The sequence below is a fragment of the Ezakiella sp. genome (genome assembly GCF_034180565.1).
Lineage (GTDB): Bacteria > Bacillota > Clostridia > Tissierellales > Peptoniphilaceae > Ezakiella.
This window is the reverse complement of the sequence record NZ_JAXFOB010000022.1, coordinates 58,932-76,983: the sequence shown is the minus strand read 5'-3', so window position 1 is coordinate 76,983 and position 18,052 is coordinate 58,932. Positions and strand designations below refer to the sequence as shown.

General features: G+C 36.8%; 16 protein-coding genes and 1 riboswitch. Of the genes, 3 read left to right on the top strand and 13 right to left on the bottom strand.

The features are described from left to right. Window positions 1-225: 225 nt before the first annotated feature. Complete coding sequence (gene guaB, locus SPI61_RS04860; RefSeq protein WP_321136994.1) at window positions 226-1,683, bottom strand: IMP dehydrogenase; 1,458 nt, start codon at window positions 1,681-1,683, stop codon at window positions 226-228. A 228-nt stretch (window positions 1,684-1,911) separates the two neighbouring features. On the opposite strand from guaB, the gene SPI61_RS04855 reads away from it, so the two are divergent. The 3 genes from SPI61_RS04855 (at window position 1,912) to metK (ending at window position 4,821) form a co-directional block, all read left to right on the top strand. Beyond that, window positions 1,912-2,244, top strand: a complete 333-nt coding sequence (locus SPI61_RS04855) for a hypothetical protein (protein ID WP_321136993.1) — start codon at window positions 1,912-1,914, stop codon at window positions 2,242-2,244. 16 nt (window positions 2,245-2,260) lie between these two features. Next, window positions 2,261-3,439 (top strand): cation:proton antiporter, encoded by a 1,179-nt coding sequence (locus SPI61_RS04850; RefSeq protein WP_321136992.1) that lies wholly within the window; start codon window positions 2,261-2,263, stop codon window positions 3,437-3,439. Between the two features lie 37 nt (window positions 3,440-3,476). Then, a riboswitch (SAM riboswitch) is annotated at window positions 3,477-3,566 on the top strand. Between the two features lie 82 nt (window positions 3,567-3,648). Beyond that, window positions 3,649-4,821 (top strand): methionine adenosyltransferase, encoded by a 1,173-nt coding sequence (metK, locus tag SPI61_RS04845; RefSeq protein WP_321136991.1) that lies wholly within the window; start codon window positions 3,649-3,651, stop codon window positions 4,819-4,821. 161 nt (window positions 4,822-4,982) lie between these two features. On the opposite strand, the gene SPI61_RS04840 is transcribed toward metK, so the two are convergent. The 12 genes from SPI61_RS04840 to SPI61_RS04785 all read right to left on the bottom strand — a co-directional run bounded on the left by SPI61_RS04840 (window position 4,983) and on the right by SPI61_RS04785 (window position 17,862). Beyond that, entirely contained in the window at window positions 4,983-6,107 is a 1,125-nt protein-coding gene (locus SPI61_RS04840) for a HAMP domain-containing sensor histidine kinase (RefSeq protein WP_321136990.1), read from the bottom strand. A gap of 4 nt (window positions 6,108-6,111) precedes the next feature. Then, entirely contained in the window at window positions 6,112-6,777 is a 666-nt protein-coding gene (locus SPI61_RS04835; protein ID WP_321136989.1) for a response regulator transcription factor, read from the bottom strand. 33 nt (window positions 6,778-6,810) lie between these two features. Further along, window positions 6,811-7,719 (bottom strand): 4Fe-4S binding protein, encoded by a 909-nt coding sequence (locus tag SPI61_RS04830; protein ID WP_321136988.1) that lies wholly within the window; start codon window positions 7,717-7,719, stop codon window positions 6,811-6,813. Next, window positions 7,712-7,828, bottom strand: coding sequence for a CD1871A family CXXC motif-containing protein (locus SPI61_RS04825; protein WP_414601517.1), 117 nt, complete (start codon window positions 7,826-7,828; stop codon window positions 7,712-7,714). Before SPI61_RS04825 ends, SPI61_RS04830 begins: the two co-directional genes overlap by 8 nt. Before the next feature lie 32 nt (window positions 7,829-7,860). After that, the gene (locus SPI61_RS04820) at window positions 7,861-9,030 is read right to left on the bottom strand and encodes a TlpA disulfide reductase family protein (RefSeq protein WP_321136987.1); all 1,170 of its coding nucleotides are present in this window, start codon (window positions 9,028-9,030) and stop codon (window positions 7,861-7,863) included. 194 nt (window positions 9,031-9,224) lie between these two features. Then, window positions 9,225-10,358 carry a GNAT family N-acetyltransferase gene (locus SPI61_RS04815; RefSeq protein ID WP_321136986.1) on the bottom strand — a complete coding sequence of 378 codons (1,134 nt, stop codon included), beginning with the start codon at window positions 10,356-10,358 and terminating at the stop codon, window positions 9,225-9,227. After that, the gene (locus SPI61_RS04810) at window positions 10,345-11,304 is read right to left on the bottom strand and encodes an adenylyltransferase/cytidyltransferase family protein (protein ID WP_321136985.1); all 960 of its coding nucleotides are present in this window, start codon (window positions 11,302-11,304) and stop codon (window positions 10,345-10,347) included. The genes SPI61_RS04815 and SPI61_RS04810 overlap by 14 nt, the downstream gene beginning before the upstream one ends. 7 nt (window positions 11,305-11,311) lie before the next feature. Further along, a complete protein-coding gene (mnmA, locus tag SPI61_RS04805; protein ID WP_321136984.1) occupies window positions 11,312-12,343 on the bottom strand; it encodes a tRNA 2-thiouridine(34) synthase MnmA in 1,032 nt (343 codons plus the stop codon). Continuing rightward, entirely contained in the window at window positions 12,343-13,170 is an 828-nt protein-coding gene (locus SPI61_RS04800) for a DegV family protein (protein WP_321136983.1), read from the bottom strand. Before SPI61_RS04800 ends, mnmA begins: the two co-directional genes overlap by 1 nt. A gap of 1 nt (window position 13,171) precedes the next feature. Further along, complete coding sequence (locus tag SPI61_RS04795) at window positions 13,172-14,500, bottom strand: phosphoglucosamine mutase (protein ID WP_321136982.1); 1,329 nt, start codon at window positions 14,498-14,500, stop codon at window positions 13,172-13,174. A 1-nt stretch (window position 14,501) separates the two neighbouring features. Continuing rightward, the gene (locus tag SPI61_RS04790; protein ID WP_321136981.1) at window positions 14,502-15,758 is read right to left on the bottom strand and encodes a hypothetical protein; all 1,257 of its coding nucleotides are present in this window, start codon (window positions 15,756-15,758) and stop codon (window positions 14,502-14,504) included. A gap of 55 nt (window positions 15,759-15,813) precedes the next feature. Next, window positions 15,814-17,862 (bottom strand): S-layer homology domain-containing protein, encoded by a 2,049-nt coding sequence (locus SPI61_RS04785; protein WP_321136980.1) that lies wholly within the window; start codon window positions 17,860-17,862, stop codon window positions 15,814-15,816. Window positions 17,863-18,052 lie beyond the last annotated feature (190 nt).

The window sequence follows — 18,052 nt, the reverse complement described above, 5'->3', positions numbered from 1 at the left end:
AATCCAATAAAGATAATCATTTTCAAAATGATAAGTTATTGAAAAGTTTTTCAATTCTTTTTCAATTTAATATTATTATACCCATAATCGAATTAAAAGTCAACAGAAAATATATAGATTTTTAAAATATTTTTACTCTCTCTAAAAATTTTTCATAAAAAATGGAAAGAACCGATTGATTCTTTCCAAAATATTAATAGTATAAATTTAAAATCTTATTCTGTCCTATTTAGAAGACGGTGAATAGTTCGGTGATTCTTTTGTGATTGTGATGTCGTGCGGATGGCTTTCGATGAGAGATGCGCTTGTGATTTTTACATAGCGTGGTTTTACTTTTAGTTCATCGATATCTTTGCATCCTAAATATCCCATTCCGGATTTTAGACCGCCCATGAGTTGGTAGATAACTTCGGAGACTTTTCCTTTGAAGTGAACTCTTCCTTCAACTCCTTCAGGAACGTATTTCTTCACGCCTTCTTGGAAATATCTGTCCTTTGAGCCGGCGCTCATTGCTCCCAAGCTTCCCATTCCTCTATATTCTTTATATCTTCTTCCTTCGTAGATAACTTCTTCTCCCGGAGATTCTTCAGTTCCTGCAAGAAGACTTCCAAGCATTACAACCGAACCGCCGGCTGCAATTGCCTTTGTAATATCTCCTGAGTATTTAATACCGCCGTCTGCGATGATAGGTCTACCGTATTCTTTTGAGGCTTTGCTTGCATCCATGATTGCAGTGATTTGTGGAACACCTATTCCTGCAACAACACGAGTTGTACAAATTGAGCCCGGTCCGATACCTACTTTGACGCAGTCTGCACCGGCTTCAAAAAGTGCACATGCTGCTTCATATGTTGCAACATTTCCTGCTATAACTTGAAGATCCGGATATGCTTCTTTTACTTTTTTAACCGATTCAATAACTCCGGCGCTGTGTCCGTGAGCTGTGTCCAAAACAACACAGTCGACTTTTGCTTCGACAAGTGCCTTTACACGATCGAGCATATCAGCTGTAACACCGATTGCAGCACCTGCTAGTAGTCTTCCTTGTGCGTCTTTTGCACTGTTTGGATATTCGATTGATTTTTCAATATCTTTTATTGTAATTAAACCTTTTAATTTATAGTCATCGTCAACGATAGGCAATTTTTCAATTTTGTGTTTCATCAAAATTTCTTTTGCTTCGTCCATCGTAACGCCTTCTTTAGCTGTAATAAGACGTTCTTTTGTCATTACGTCGTCAATTTTTTTACTTAAATCGTCTTCGAATCTGATGTCGCGGTTTGTAATAATGCCGATAAGTGTCCCATTTTCTTCAACTATTGGAACACCGCTGATTTTATATGTTCTCATCAAATCGTCGGCGTCTTTTAATGTATGGTCTTTCGAAAGGTAGAACGGGTCCGTTATAACTCCATGTTCACTTCTTTTTACCTTGTCAACTTCATGAGCTTGTTCTTCAATAGTCATGTTTTTGTGGATGATTCCGATACCGCCTTCTCTTGCGATAGCAATTGCCATTTTTGATTCGGTAACAGTGTCCATTCCCGCTGACATAATAGGAATATTTAGTGTAATCTTGTTTGTCAATTTTGTTTTTGTTGCGACTTCTTTCGGTAATACGTGGCTTTCTGCCGGAACAAGTAAAATGTCGTCAAAAGTCAGTGCTTCTTTGTAAAATTCCATAAACCCCTCCATGTGTAGTAATAATTAAATAGAAAAAATCTATTTTTAGATATAATAAAGCTATTCTAATGAGTAGCTTTCTTCTTTACTTTATTATATAACATCCCATCTTATAAAATCAAGCAATTAAATCACTATTTGTAAAAATGTGCAATATTTTTTTATTTGTAGTATAATAAGTCTAGACTTAAAAGTGCCATAATCGACACGGTATATAAGGAGGATAATATGGAAGTCTTATTTATAGTTTTAAATCACGAACAACACTTCGATGAAGTGCTTAGAGAGTTTTCCGCAGAAGGTATTCACGGCGGAACAATTTTGGAGAGCCAAGGACTTGCGGCTACTCTTGCGGAACATTCAGAAGTCGGTTATGATTTTTTCAGAAATCTTTTAAACGGCGGAAGACCTTACAACAAAACAATATTTTTAATTTTAAGTGAAGAAGATGTCAAAAAGGCAAAAGAATGTGTAAGAAGAGTCGTTGGAAATATTGAAAAGGAAAATGTCGGAATTATGTTTTCCATCGACGTTAAGTCATTTGAAGGCTTGACAAAATAAGGAAGGATAATTTAATATGGAATCAATTTATGCAGTAGCAGTTCTCATTGCAAGCGGCCTTATTTTTTCGCGCCTTTTAGGAAAATTAAAATTTCCTGATGTCACAGGATATCTTATCGGCGGAATTTTAATAGGTCCTTCAGTATTGGGACTCTTATCACAAGATCAAGTTAACAGCTTAGAAGTATTAAGTACAATTGCCCTTAGTTTCATCGCTTTTTCAATAGGATCTGAAATGGACTTGAGAGCAATAAAAAAAATGGGTTCAAAAATTATAATAGTAACAATTTTCGAAGCATTGGGTGCATTCATTTTTGTAACCGCAACAATGCTTTTGATATTTAAACAAGACTGGGCTTTTTCGCTCGCAATCGGGTCAATCTCGTGCGCAACGGCTCCTGCCGCAACTCTTATGGTTATAAGACAATATAAAGCAAAAGGTCCTCTCGTAGACGTTTTAATCCCGGTTGTTGCATTGGACGACGCAGTTTGTATTGTCGCATTCGGAATCGCTTCGTTTATGGCAAACGCTCTCATAAAAGGTGAAAGCTTGAATTTTGCAACAATGCTTGGAAAGCCGCTTTTGGAAATATTGATGTCAATCGGACTCGGCGCAGTTGCAGGTTTCATTTATTCACTCATTGCAAAAAAAGTGAGAAACGACGGAGAAAATCTCTCCTTCACTTTAGCAATGATTTTCCTTGTAACCGCCGCAGCCTTGAAGCTAAATTTATCAGGACTTTTAACGCTTATGGTTATGGGTGTTGTAATTACAAATGTGGGTCATGTAAATAAACGTTATTTGACACTTGTAAATGCAATTACCCCGCCGATTTTTGTATGTTTCTTTGTTTTATCGGGTGCAGATTTAAATCTCGCAAACCTTAAATCCGTCGGAATTGTCGGAATCGGTTATGTAGTTTCAAGAGTCATCGGTAAATATCTCGGTTCAATGATTTCTACAAAAATGTCCGGCTTTGATGAAAGTGTTCAAAGAAATCTCGGTCTTACTCTTGTTCCTCAAGCTGGGGTTGCTCTCGGTTTAAGTCTTATCGCCGCAAATATTATTGACGGTGAACACGGACAATATATAAGAACCATAATTTTAGGAGCGACAATCGTTTATGAACTTATAGGACCTCTTCTTGCGAAATTTGCACTTAAACGTGCGGGTTGTATAGAGGAAAACGCTTAGTATTTGACAAGCAAAATGAATAATGTTATAATTAAATTACTCATTAAGAGTGGTGGAGGGAATAGGCCCTTTGAAACCCGGCAACCCAGACGGTGCCAAATCCTACAGTTCGACTGAAAGATGAGTTTTTAAAGGACTATTTTGCAGTAGGTTTAGGATTGAGCCTACTGTTTTTATTTGAAATAATTTTTATGTAAAGAAGGAGAAATATGATTAGATTTCACACATCGGAAAGCGTCACTGAAGGCCATCCTGACAAAGTCTGTGATAAAATTTCAGACAGCATTTTAGACGCAATTTTAACAAAAGATCACGAAGCAAGGGTTGCATGCGAAACATTTGCAGCAACAGGTTACATCATTGTCGGCGGACAAATATCAACAAATTGTTATGTTGACATTCCGGCAATCGTAAGAGAAGTTTTATCAGACATCGGTTACACCCGTGCAAAGTTCGGTTTTGATGCCGAAACATGCGGAGTTTTAACCTCACTTGAAGAACAAAGCCCTGACATTTGGATGGGAGTAAAAGAATCTCTCGAATCAAAAGAAGGCGCAAAAGATGAATTCGATGCAATCGGCGCCGGAGACCAAGGCATGATGTTCGGATATGCATCCGACGAAACCCCGGTTTATATGCCTCTTGCAATTCATTTGGCACACAAACTCACAAGAAGACTTGCAGAAGTGAGAAAAGAAGGAATTCTTGACTACATTTTACCTGACGGAAAAGCGCAAGTCACAGTTATGTACGAAGACGACAAACCGAAAAAGATAACCTCGCTCGTCGTTTCAACTCAACACCTTCCATCCGTTGATATCGACACTTTGAGACGCGACGTAAAAAAAGAAGTTATAGACGCTGTAATTCCGGCGGAACTTCTTGCAGATGACACAAAAATCTATATAAATCCGACCGGTCGCTTCGTTGTCGGCGGACCTAAGGGAGATGTCGGACTTACCGGAAGAAAGATTATTGTCGACACCTACGGCGGATATGCAAGACACGGCGGCGGAGCTTTCTCAGGAAAAGACCCAACGAAAGTTGACCGCTCAGCAGCGTATGCAGCAAGATATGTTGCAAAAAATATTGTTGCCGCAGGACTTGCAAAGGAATGCGAAGTTGCACTCTCCTATGCAATAGGCGTTGCAGCACCGACGTCGATTGACATCGATTGCAGAGGAACCGAGACAATTGATTTGGAAGAAATCAGAAGAAAAGTTTCAGGTGTCTTTGACCTTCGCCCTGCCGCAATAATAAAGAACTTCGATTTGAAGAGACCGATTTATTCGCAATGCACAAACTATGGACACTTCGGCCGAGATGATCTCGACTTGCCATGGGAAAAGCTTGACAAAGTTGAGGCGCTCAAAAATGCGTAATAAAAGGCCGATTGATACAATGCTTTTAAGGGCACTTGCCGTCGGAGGAGTGTTGCTTCTCCTCTCGGCGATACTCTATTATAAAATTTTTATAGTCGGACTGAAATAAAAAAGAATCAATTTGATTTGCTCGAAATTCGAACATTTCAAATTGATTCTTTTTATTTATTATTTTTAGGAACGGTCACAATAAACTGTGTTCCGACTTTTTCCCCGTCTTTTACCTCAATCGTTCCCGAGTGAAGTTCGATGATCTGTTTCACAAGATGAAGCCCGAGTCCGACGCCGTTTGATTCATTCGCAGTCCTTCTCTCCCGATAAAAGGCTTCAAAAATCTTTTTCTTATCGGACTCTATTCCACGTCCCGAGTCTTCTATTTTAATGACGACATCATCCTCATTTTCATTTATCAAAACATTTATATAACCACCGTCAACATTATATTTAATTGCATTTTCAATCAGATTGTAAAAAACTCTGTACATAAGTAGATCAGAGCCGATGATTTGCGCTCTATCCCCTTCTTCCGTCACGCTCAAATGCTTTTCGTCTATATAAATTGAAAGGTCCATAATAATCTCGTCAATGAGGTCGTATATATTAATCTCGTCTTTTCTTTCGACTGTTTGGCTTTCCTGAATTTGAAGAAGCATTTGAACCAAGTGCGACATTCGGTCATTGTATTCCGTGACCGATGCGAGCATTTTTTGGTAATCCTCAATTGTGTTGTTTTCGTTTTTCTTAAAAACATCGATTTTTGTTTTTAAGACAGCAAGAGGCGTCCTAAGCTCATGCGCCGCATTTTGCAAAAAGCTTTTCTCTTCGCCAAAAAGGCGCGAAAGTCTTATAATCATGTCATTAAAAGAAACCGTAATCTCTTCAATCTCGTCGCCCGTTTCCTTGACCTCGATTTGTTTTGAAAGATTTTGAACATTAACCTCTTTCATTCTGTTTTTCAAATCGGTTATAGGCTCCAAAAATTTGTCGACCAGTCTGTATGTCACAAAGCCCGCAATAACGACAACAATAAAAGTTATACCAAAGCTTTTAAGCCAAAAGAGACTCTTGCCGTTGTAAAAAATTGACGAAAGGTCCGGAACAATCATAACTGCACCTTGTAGTTCAGCCGGCTCAATATTGTCCATATTTTCCATAACGGCACTTTGTATTTTATTCATTTCGCTCACAGTTGTAATGCCGAGCAAAATATAAATGACAAAAGACGTCACGGCGACAATACTTGATGATAAAATTGTAAGTTTCCATTTTAAATTTAATTTCTTCATATCGCTATTTTAAAATATAACCTTGTCCCACCTTGTTCACAATCGGGTCGTGCCCCATTTTTTCGCGCAGTTTTTTTCTTAGAGCGGAAATGTGCACTCTGATTGAATTTGAAAATTCATTCACTTCATTATTCCAAACATGCTCGATGATTTCTTCCTGACTTACAACCCTCTCCTGATTTAGGAGCAAATATTCGAGGATGCCCATTTCTTTTTTTGTAAGAAAAATTTCTTCGCCATTATAATGAAGTCTTCTTGATTTCGTATCGAGTTCAAGCCCGTCAAAAGAGAGATAAATGCTTTTTTGCACAAATTTTCTTCTCGTAAGACTTCTGATTCTCGCCTCAAGCTCGCTGAAATCAAACGGTTTTGTGAGGTAGTCATTTGCCCCTCTGTCCAGACCTTCAACTTTGTCCTCGGTTTGAACTCTTGCCGACAGAATTAAAATCGGAACCAGTGCGTTTTGGCTTCGGACCGATTGCAAAATTTCCATTCCGTCCATGTCCGGCAGCGTCAAATCGAGAAGAATCAAATCATAAGTCTCAACAGTCGCCATCTCTTCGCCATCCAAGCCGTTGTAACAGGCATCGACTTCATATCCGTCAAGAATAAGCCCTTCCTTTATTGAATCGCATAATTCTTTTTCATCTTCAATTACTAGAATTCGCATATTTCACCTCAACTAATTATACCAATTAAAAAACTATTTTTCCACCTGTGCTGTCATTTGTTTATTTGATTCGGCGCATTCGTCCTTTGTTCTAAATCCGCAGGAGATAGCTCCGGTAGGACAGATGTTTTTGCACTTGCCGCATCTTATGCATTCGAGCGAATTTGCATTTTGAACAGGGTCAACTTGCATGTTGCAGCATTTTTTACAAAGGCCGCACTTTACACATTTGTGTGAATCAACTCTGTATTTAAACACGGAAATCGGATTGAAAAATGAATAAATAGCTCCGAGCGGACAGATGTATTTGCAAAACGGCCTATAGATAATGACCGACAAAATTAATAATGCAATTAATATTGTATTTTTCCATAAGTATAAAAATCCGATTGCGCCGCGCATAGACTTGTTCAAAAGAACCAGCGGCAGTCCCCCTTCAAGAGTTCCGACAGGACAAATGAGTTTGCAGAAAAACGGCGAGCCTTGCCCCAAAACGTCAACCACAAACATCGGAAGTATGATTACAAAAAGTCCAAGAATGATATATTTAAGTTTTCTAAGTATCTTGTCGTATTTAAATGTGCCGATTTTTTTAACGAATGGAATTTTATATAGCAGATCCTGAACAAGTCCGAACGGACAAAGATATCCGCAGACAAATCTTCCAAGCATCGCACCGATAAAAATTAAAAATCCAACAACATAAAATGAAAACTTATACTTATAACTTCCGATGACAGCTTGAAGTGCTCCAATCGGACAAGCGCCTCTTGCGCCCGGACAGGAATAACAGTTCATGCCCGGAACGCAGAGTTTTTTCATATCGCCCGTATAAATATTGCCCTTAAAGAAGCCGTTGAAATTGCTGTTTGTTGCAAGCGCCCATGCGCTTTGAAACAAATGTCTTTTGTATTCTTTACTTTTTTTCTTTATTTTATCCAATTCCAATACACTCCATACAAATCTTTACCGCTTTTTGCAAAACGGTGAGAGCTTCTCCGCGGTAAACGCCAATTACCATGAAAATTATTCCGATAATTGAAATTGCAATCGAAAAGCTCTTTTTTCGAGTAATAGTCTTCACTATTTGCCTCCGTTTACTTGTGCCAATTTTTCTTCGACGATTTTCTTCCAACCTTCGTAATCGTGGCTGCCGCTTATAGCATCGCCCACAATTTTTCCTTCCTTGTCGACAAAGAATGTTTCAGGAAGTGCATAAATGCCTTCAAGTCTACCGTTCATCATTGTTTTGTCCGGCTTGATCAAATCATATGTGATGCCGAGTTTCTTTTTAAGTGCCTGAGATTTTTCCATCGCTTCCTTGTTTTCTCCCGATGCATCGACTGTGTCCATAATTACGCCCGCAATATTTAATCCCTTGTCCTTGTATTCGTTGTAAATTCTTTCCAAATCCGGAATTTCTTGAATGCATGCGGTGCACCATGTTGCAAAAACATTTACTAAAGTCAAATCAGCTTTTTTAATATTTTCATCGCCGAATTTTTCACCGTCGAGATTTTCTGTTTCAAGCGGTAGAATCGAGCTTCCGTTCATATCCTTTTTCGGTGGGTCAAATGCTGACATTCCGTTAAATTCACCTTTTTCAATAACTTCAAATTCGCTGTCCAAAAGTGCGTCTTGAAGTTCCTTGTCGGATGAAGTGTTTATTCCTTGATAATATAGATATTCACCGTCTTTTGATTCACCGAATTTTCTGTTGTTGTCACACTTGGTTGTTTCCCCAATTTTATCTTCCAAAGCCTTTTCATAAACGCCGATTGAGCCGACCTTTTCAAGGCTGTTTACCCAATTCATATATTCGTCGCCCATCTTTCCGACTTCAGTTTCCCTTTGCTCGTCTGTCAATTTGTAAAAATCAAACTGCGCATAAGAAATATCTGTGTATCCGTCCTTCAGCATTTCATTGCATAGCATAACCATTTCTTTGTTGTTTAGAGCCTTTTTGATTCTTTCAGAAAGTTTAAACTTAAGGCCCATAGTTTCCATATTGTATTCATCCATAACCGGGTATGATGAATCACTTGCCTTTATTTTTTGATTCATCGCATCTTCCGAAACTTCCATTGACGTTCCATTTTCATCAGCAACAATTGCCTTTGAATCTTCTGCATCGTTTTCCGTTGCAGGTTTCTCTTGACCTTTTTGGTCACTACCTTTTGTGCAAGCAAACATAAATAATGTCATTGCTAAAATTAAAAATGTTATTAATTCTTTTTTAAAACTTGTTTTCATAAGAAATCCTCCTTTATCTTATACGTCTATGATAACAAATCGAATATAAAGATAGTGTTAAGAAAATAAAGTTTTTTAAAATTTTTTTAAATCTCTATTTTTGTACATCTTACAATACTAATTTATATAAATTAAAAGCCGCGACATATTTCAATCGCGGCTCATCTATCTTATTTTCTATTTATTTTTTCATTTTATAAGTCAATTTCGTAGACTCTGTATGTCTTTGAAAGTTCTCCCCCGACTTTAAGAATGTCGTTTATCATAGGAACATTGTAATCCCAAATTGTACTTCCTTCGACTTCTGTATAACCCTTTTCAATCGCGGTTCTAAGCATCTTTAGATACATCGCTTGTGTGACACCCTTGTTTCTGTATTCCGGTATAACAAATAAAACAAAAAATCTTAAACGGTCGATCTTCTTTTTATAATATAAGAACTTAATAATTCCGGATAGATTCATCTTACCGTTCATGCGCTTAATGATTTGATTGTAGTCCGGCATCGTTATATTGAAAGCAATAGGCTCATCATTTTCATTTCTAGCAATATAAATAAGATCGGCGTCTGCAAAAGGCCTTAGAGCAGAAACGATATCGTTAATCTCTTCGTCTGACGGTGGCATCAAGTCTTGCCATTCTTCATTTTTAGGCATACCCATTTTAATTACATTGCTGATGTCACGCGCATCCTTTTTGATTCCCTCTTTGTCAAGTCGAATACTGTCAAGTCTGAACTTGTATTTTTTCATAGCATATGGAATAACTCGTTCATATCTTTCAATCATACTGTCCGTCGGCTTTGCAGAAAATGCAAAACAGTCTCGATACTTCTTAAACCCGTAATCAACTATATGATCATTATAATAAGATTTATTGTAGGCATTTTGGATATATGGATAATCGTCAAAATTGTCCAATAAGAATCCTCTGTTGTCATCTCCGCCCGGAAGACTCATAGGTCCTTTAAGCTTGTTTGCCCCATGATTTTTCGCCCAATTAACGGCTGTGTCATAAAGAGCTTTTGAAACCTCTTTGTCGTCGATTGATTCAAATTGAGAAAAATATGCATCTTTAAGATCATGATACTCATTGAGTTCATCATTCATTCCGACCAAAATTCGTCCAACCGGCTCTCCGTCTTTATAAGCAATATACATATTGCTCTTTCCGACTTCATTCACAGCGGTAGTCTTTCCGGTGATATACTTTTTGTAATCCCCCCTCAGAGGCTTTATATAATAGTCATTATCATTGTAAATCTTATTCGGCACATCGATAAATGTATTTATATCTTTATCGCTAACAACCTCTCTAATTTCTATCATCAAATGCACCTCCCTTCTCTAAAATCTCAATTGTTGTTTGAGGCAAATATTTTTTTACCTCTTCCATATTCGTTAAATGTTCCCTGACAAAGGACGCCGAAATTGGCTCTCCATCTATTTCCTTTCTGGGAACAACCCTGATTTTCAAATTTGTATCTTTTGCCCTTTCAATGAGAGCATCATTATAAGAGCTTGTAAGTTCATCATTCGGCTCCTCACCGACATATCTGAACTTGAGCCCCAAATCCTTCGCAATTCTTCCAACAAAAAGATCCGCATCAAGTTTAGCAAATTCCCTAGAAATGTCATCGCTCTTTTTTAGAAAATAACTTGGAAAAGTTGTTTCTGAAATTATGAACTTTCCGCCCGGCGCAACTTGAAGCCAAATGTCTTCAAGCCCCTTTTCGACCATTTTGTATCTGGTTTTAAAATCGAAGAAACTCTTTTCTTCCTCAACCACAAAAACTATAATATTTGTAATTTCACGCGCCGCGGTCTCTGCAAGATATCTATGACCTTTTGTGAACGGATTTGCATTCATAACAACGCAGGCATTAAAATCGCCCAACTCTCTGATGCTTTGAATCCAATCCTCATAGGCTTTTATATTGTCCGTTAAAAGTAGCATCTTGTCGGTAGAAGCAAGTTCCGTATAGAAAAGCGAGGTGAAAACATTTTTGTATTCAGGCTTTGTGAAAATAAATGTTTCGGTTATTCCTTTTTTAAAAAGTAAATCCTTTAAAAAAGTTACAATTTTCGGAATATATCCCTCTTCTCTCTTTTCTTCAAGCACTGCAAAAAGTTTCAAAACATTTCCCTTGTACGCACCGGTTGCAACGATTTTACCATCTTCTCTTATTGCATATGCCTCATCGCATCCGTCAAAAGTGAGATTTTCTTTTTCCAAAAAATCTATAAATTCCTCTTTTTCAAAATCTAAATCCATATTAATTTTAGTAGGCATCGACTATCTCACCCCCGGTAATAACATAATCGCCGTCATAAACAACCATAGATTGCCCGACGGCAGGAGCTCTTACTCCTTTTTCAAACTCGCCGATTAAATACTTTCCGTCAAACCTTACTCTTGCCGGGTCTCCATGAAGCTTATATCTCGTTTTTACTTCATAAACCTTGTCTTCAAGAAGATTTGCGTCCACCGTTTCCGGCATCTTAGCAACAACCGTTTTCTTGAAAAGATATGACTCATCTCCCAAAGTCACGGTGTTGTTTTTTGTATCGATATCAATGACATAGGCTCTTGCACCAAGTGCAATATTGAGTCCCTTTCTTTGCCCGATTGTATAATTAAAAGTTCCCTCGTGTTTTCCGAGTACATTTCCATCTATATCAATAAAATTACCCTCAACCGGGAGCTTCACATTTTCAGCATTTAAAAAGTCACGATAATTCGTACTGATAAAACAAACCTCCTGAGAATCCTTTTTGTCCATAGTCTTGATTCCAATCTTGTGGGCAAGTTCTCTCGTTTCAGTTTTTGTAAAACCGCCGAGAGGGAAAATCACGCGGTCCAAATTTGACGCACCGTACATAAAATACGTCTGATCTTTTCTCTCATCTTTCGCTTTTTTAAGTAAATATCTATCTCCAATTTTGCCAACATTCGCATAGTGGCCCGTCGCAAGCATATCATATCCGTGCGAAATTGCATAATCCATAAGAGTCCCGAATTTTAGAACACGATTACAAATAATGCACGGATTCGGAGTCTTTCCGGCAAGATAGGCGTCTATAAATGGATTGACAACATTTTTTCTAAAATAATCTTTATATTCCACAACGCTGTGGCCAAATCCTAAAGACTCTGCCACAGCTTTTGCATCTTCTACATCCTTTTTAAATTTTTCTCTATCGGTCATCCCCGTATCAAATGTAACACCGTGGACCTCGTGGCCCATTTCCTGCAAGAGATGCCCACATAGCGACGAATCAACTCCGCCACTCATAGCTAATAATACTTTCATTATAAATGTAACACCAATCCGCCTTCTTCGGCATAAGTGGTACTTAGACCCTTCATGCCCGTAATTTCTATAATTCTGTCAGGAAAATCTTTAAGAAGCATTTCCCTCACTTCTTTTGCAGCTTCAAGTGCATTCGCTTCGCTGATGACAATCGCCGTCTTTAAACTCTTGTCGCATATATCGAGCGCTTTATTTACTAAAGATTTTACCGAGCGTTTCAAGCCTCTTTCAATTGAAACCGGCACGATTTTCCCATCTTTCGCTTTTCCAATCATTCTAATATTTAAAACTTTCGAAAGTTTTCCCGCAATTTTCGGAATTCTTCCGTTCTTCGCAAGGTTCGAAAGACTTGCAAGATTTATTATAGTCGATGAACGATTAATAACATCTTCCGTATCTGCGACCGTCTCCTCAAAAGACTTACCTTCTTTTATGCATTTAACAAGATTTAGAAAAACAGCAGTCTCTCCGGCAACTGCACTTCTTGAGTCGAAAACGTGAACCTTTGCTCCCGGATATTCCTTTAAATACATTTCCTTTGCAATCATTGCCGATTGATAAGTTCCAGAAAGCTCGCTTGTTATAGTTACTACATAAACTATATCGCCTTCAAATTTTTCAAAAAAATCCATCGGAGACGGACATGCCGTTTTAACCGGTTCTTTCGATTCTTCCATCTTAATTCTGAAATCCTCGATATTTAAATTTTCATCATCTAGAAAATCATTACTGCCGATTGACAACTTGAATGGAACAAATGAAACATCAACGCCTTCCATCATATCCAAATTAAGTTCACAACAAGAATCCACAACAATTTTTATCATGTTATGCCTCCTTTTCTATTACATCTTTAAGAGTATTTGCCTCAGCTTTAAGTTCTTCCAAATCCGTTCCTTCAAGCATAATTCTTACAAATTTTTCAGTTCCCGAAGGTCTGATTAAAACTCTATAGTTCGGATGTCTCTCATGCATCTTTTCAATTGCAAGCGAAATATTTTTATTTTCTCTAAAAGTTTTCTTTAAATTATCGTCCGCACTTGCATTTACGAGGACTTGCGGATAATCTTTGTAGGCTTCACCGATGACCGATGCTTTTTCATTTCTCGCTGCGAGCATATCTGCAACAATGACCGCAGTTTGTACACCGTCCCCCATTGTGTTGTGGTCGAGAAAAATTATATGTCCGGATTTTTCACCGCCAATCACAAAATCGTGTTTTCTCATTCCCTCCATAACATATCTGTCGCCGACATCGGCTCTTTCGAGTTTTATATTATTTTCTTTCAAATATTCTTCGAAAGCCATATTGCTCATAGTTGTAGTGACAACACCGTCGTTTTTAAGTTTACCTTCTTCGAGGTAATTCTTTGCAGAATACGCAATAATATGATCCCCGTCGAGCACATTCCCCTTCTCATCGGAGAATATAACTCTGTCGGCATCCCCGTCAAAACAGACTCCGAAGTCAAGCTTTTCTTTTAAAACAAGCTCAGCAACCTTTTCCGGACATGTTGAACCGCTCTTTTCGTTTATGTGTCTTCCGTCGCCGTTTGAGAAAATCTTCTTAACCTCGCATCCGAGCTCTTTGAAAATTCTTTCAGCATAATAACTCATAACTCCGTCGCCCGAATCGATACCGACTTTCAGACCCTTTAAACTGTGCTTTGGAATTTCCAAAATATGTTTTACATAATCTTCTTTAAAATCAGTTCCGTCGCGGTATTCTCCAATTTCATCGTAACTTTTTTCATCGCCTTCAATCGAATCGATAATGGACTCGATTTCTTCTTCGATTTCATCGGAAAGCTTGTAACCGTCGCCTCCGATAAGTTTCACGCCGTTGTATTCATACGGATTGTGGCTTGCGCTTATCATAACCGCAATATCGGCATTGTTTTTTCTCGCAATATATGCGACTGCCGGTGTCGGTACAATTCCCAAGTCGTAGACAATGCCCCCTTCGGCAATTACGCCCGACATCAAACTCATCTGAAGCATCTTACTCGAAATTCTTGTATCCATTCCAACGACAACAGTCGGTCTGTCCTTTTTTAAATATTTTACAATCGCTCTTCCCGTTTTATATAGAAACTCGTTTGTAAGCTCCTTATTAGCTATTCCGCGAGCTCCGTCCGTACCAAAATATTTTTTCATATTACCTCCGGATTTCTTTATAAGAAATTTCAGCAAGATTGATTAGATGTTCATTCTCATTTTTCTCTCCAAACAATGTAGCTTCGAAAAGCTCATTTAAAATCTCGCCGATTTGGGCTCCTTTGAATCCAATTTTCATTAGGTCCTCGCCGTTTATATCGACCTCGTTAATCGAAGTTGGAATCAAACCCCTCTCTATATTATGAATGATTTTTGCCAATTTGTCAATTTTTTCACTTTCTTCGTCCGAAAGTCCCCACACAAATCGAATGAAATTTAAAACATCATATAAATCATAAAGTGTATCGATTCCATATTTACCCAAAATTTTAACTAAAATATCCAAAAAATCCTCTGAAGAAATATAAAAATTAACAAGCGATTTAATTTTTAAAATCTCTTTGTTTGTAAAACCTATAAAGTCTAAAAATACTTCCATTTTGGTAATTTCCATTTTAATAATTAATGCAGTGACTAAAATTTCAAATTTTATATAGTTTTTTTCTAAAAAATTTCGAATTAATTGTTCTCTATCTTGAATTTTACTTAAATAAAAATTTTTATATACCAATCCTTCTTTGCAAATCAGATTAAAAAATATAGGATTTTGATTTAAAATAAATTTCTTAAAATTTTTAAATCTATATTCTTTATTTATATTTTTAACCAAATAAAAATATTTATCTATAGCATTATAAGTCTCTTTATCAAATTTCAAATTTAAAGACTCGGAGAATTTAATCGCTCGAATAATTCTCTTTGGGTCTTCGTGAATTCTTTTCTCAGCATCACCGATAAATCTAAGTTTATCATTATATAAATCCGAAATACCATTTGAAAAATCAAGAATTGTTCCATTTCTATCCATATATAATGCATTAATCGTAAAATCTCGCCTTTTGTAATCAATCTCCGGTCTGTCCGTGAAAACTATTTTCGGTTTATTCCCTTTTCCATAAAACTCCTTACGCATAGGCGTAAATTCAAACTTGAGCCCCGTCTTTTTGTCTATAAACTTGAAAGCTTTATAACTCTTTTCATATCTTAAAAATTTGAATTCATTTCTAAAAAATCTATCTTTAAAAACGTCAACGGATTCTACATTTATCGCAACATCAAAATCAGAGGTGCTTCGATTTAAAAGAAAATCTCGAACCGCACCTCCAACCAAATATGCATCATATCCCGACAACTCATATATTTTGTTTAAAATATAAATTGCTCTTTTTAAATATCTGATTTCAAAATTTTTGTTCATATCTTATTTATACCCGAATTCTATGTAATAAAAAAAGCCCCGAAGGGCTTTTGGTTTAATAGTTAAAAGGTGTTGTTTTAGCATTTACTTCCGTTGCAATATATTTGCCGTCTTTCAATTCAACCTTAACAACTGCTTCAAAGTAAACATTGTATGAACGATTTTCTATTGCTTGCATCATTTGAGTGATTGACATAGCTTTTCCATCCAAATAGAATTTTGTTTTATAATCGTCAAATGGAATTTGGTTTGGACCGTTTTCAATCTTTGCATTGTCATAAGAATTGTAGTAATAGTTGCTTTTTACAGACGTATCTAAATCTATATATCCTTCACGAGAATAGATTTGATACAATTCTCCAACATATGTTCCTGCCGGAATTCCGTCATATGTGTTGTTCAAAATTTCAATTGATGTTGCTACACCGTTTTTCATTTTTATATTAACAAGCATATCTCTTCTTAGATTTACTAAGTCCAATCTTCTATTGCTATTGTATGCATAAACATCAGTGTAACTATCGATGTTTATTGAGATATATTCACTTCTACGAGTATCTTTATATAGTTTTGGTGATATATCTATCGTAGAGTAATTTCTTCTTACGTCGTTATAAATATATCCGTAAATATTTCCGTCTCTTACATTGCCATCAAAATCGTAGTAGATTCCTGTGACAATATCATTTTTTCCTCTGTAGAACTCGAAGCTTACAGGTTGACCTTTTGTGAAATAAGTGTTTCCGTTTCTTGATGTTAACGATCTTGCACTTATGCTACGGTTTGATTTATTGATATAGACATTGTCGTCTAAAACATAATATTCACTTCTGCTTGAATTTGAATCAGGTCTATAATAAACTCTGTATTCTCTATTTCTTGAGTCATATTCAAATTTTTCAAAGAATCCCGCAAATGTAATATTTTTCTTAGCTTCAACTTTTGTTGCTTTGTCTTCGCTATAAGTTACTTTTACATCATATCCTTCTCTCAATTCATCAAATCTTGCAGTCTTGCCGTCGAGTTTTATGTCGGCGTTTCTAAAGTCGAGAGTTATAGTTTTTGTGCTGTTATTTTCCTTGTATTCAATCTTTGCATCGTAATTGTTGCTTCTGATTTCTTTAATCGTTCCTTCAATATTTTTTATAGCGTCTTTAAATTCTCCCGAATAAACAGTTTCCCCTGAAATTGTAAGAACCGCTTCCATTCCTTCCTTAACATTTGATGCGCTGCTTGTTTTACCGTTAACTTTAACGTTTGCACTTGCCGGGAAGTTATAAACTTTAAGTTCGTTATTCGGAGTATTTATTGAGATGTAATTTTGTCCGCTGCCCATTCCGAACATTGACTTTACTACACCCATAACATTTTCAAGATTTGAAGGTGCTGTCGGTGTTGTAGGAACCGGTGTCGGATTGTTATTCAATTTGTTTCCGTTTGCTTGGATATATGAATTTGCAACATATAGCATTTTTGCAACTTCAGCTCTTGAAAGTGGATCTGTAGGTCTGAAATTTCCGTTTTCGTCTCCTTGCGGATTTAAAACTCCAACTTTTTGAAGTGCTCCAATATAAGGAATTACAGAAGTTTTAATCTTTTCTGTATCTTTATAAGTTAAATTTGTAGGAACCGGGTCAAGTCCCATGGCTCTACAGAATAACATTGTCGTGTCGCTTCTTGAAAACGGATATTGTGCATTGTCCTTTATCATAGACGGCGAACCGCTCTTAGCAGCATTATTTAGCAAATCCACACTTATTACATCTTTTGAAAGACATTTTAAAAGATACGGTCTTACCCATGCCGTCGGTTTCAAACTGTTTAAAGTCGCCCCATATGTGCTTTCTGCAACTTGCATATCAGCTTCGGATACATTTAAAAAGTTCGACAACATTTTAACGAGTTCCGTAAATCTTATCGGTGCATTCGGTTTAAAAGTTCCATCCGGGAATCCGTTTATAAATCCAAGGTCCGCACATTGTTCAATATAAGTCTTTGCCCAATGTTTATTTGTGATATCTTTAAAACTGGCGGCAAATGTCGAAACCGGTAGCATTAAAACAACCAGTGCTATAGCCGCAAATTTAGTAATCTTCTTGTTCATTTCCATCCTCCTTAAGTAAATTCATTCGAATCTATCTATAATTGTACACTTTAAACATTGAAATGTCAATCACATGAGTGTTACATTTATGTTTCACAATTGAAATATTAATTTCGTTATATTACATTTTCGTGACGTTTATACAAATTCTATTGAAAAAAGCCCCTATATAAAGTATCATATAAGTAGG

Coding starts and splice junctions, on each gene's coding strand:
- SPI61_RS04790 (WP_321136981.1), bottom strand. CDS start 15,758: ATGAACAAAAATTTTGAAATCAGATATTTAAAAAGAGCAATTTATATT.
- SPI61_RS04815 (WP_321136986.1), bottom strand. CDS start 10,358: ATGATAGAAATTAGAGAGGTTGTTAGCGATAAAGATATAAATACATTT.
- SPI61_RS04795 (WP_321136982.1), bottom strand. CDS start 14,500: ATGAAAAAATATTTTGGTACGGACGGAGCTCGCGGAATAGCTAATAAG.
- guaB (WP_321136994.1), bottom strand. CDS start 1,683: ATGGAATTTTACAAAGAAGCACTGACTTTTGACGACATTTTACTTGTT.
- SPI61_RS04850 (WP_321136992.1), top strand. CDS start 2,261: ATGGAATCAATTTATGCAGTAGCAGTTCTCATTGCAAGCGGCCTTATT.
- SPI61_RS04820 (WP_321136987.1), bottom strand. CDS start 9,030: ATGAAAACAAGTTTTAAAAAAGAATTAATAACATTTTTAATTTTAGCA.
- SPI61_RS04810 (WP_321136985.1), bottom strand. CDS start 11,304: ATGGATTTAGATTTTGAAAAAGAGGAATTTATAGATTTTTTGGAAAAA.
- SPI61_RS04835 (WP_321136989.1), bottom strand. CDS start 6,777: ATGCGAATTCTAGTAATTGAAGATGAAAAAGAATTATGCGATTCAATA.
- mnmA (WP_321136984.1), bottom strand. CDS start 12,343: ATGAAAGTATTATTAGCTATGAGTGGCGGAGTTGATTCGTCGCTATGT.
- SPI61_RS04785 (WP_321136980.1), bottom strand. CDS start 17,862: ATGAACAAGAAGATTACTAAATTTGCGGCTATAGCACTGGTTGTTTTA.
- SPI61_RS04840 (WP_321136990.1), bottom strand. CDS start 6,107: ATGAAGAAATTAAATTTAAAATGGAAACTTACAATTTTATCATCAAGT.
- SPI61_RS04800 (WP_321136983.1), bottom strand. CDS start 13,170: ATGATAAAAATTGTTGTGGATTCTTGTTGTGAACTTAATTTGGATATG.
- metK (WP_321136991.1), top strand. CDS start 3,649: ATGATTAGATTTCACACATCGGAAAGCGTCACTGAAGGCCATCCTGAC.
- SPI61_RS04855 (WP_321136993.1), top strand. CDS start 1,912: ATGGAAGTCTTATTTATAGTTTTAAATCACGAACAACACTTCGATGAA.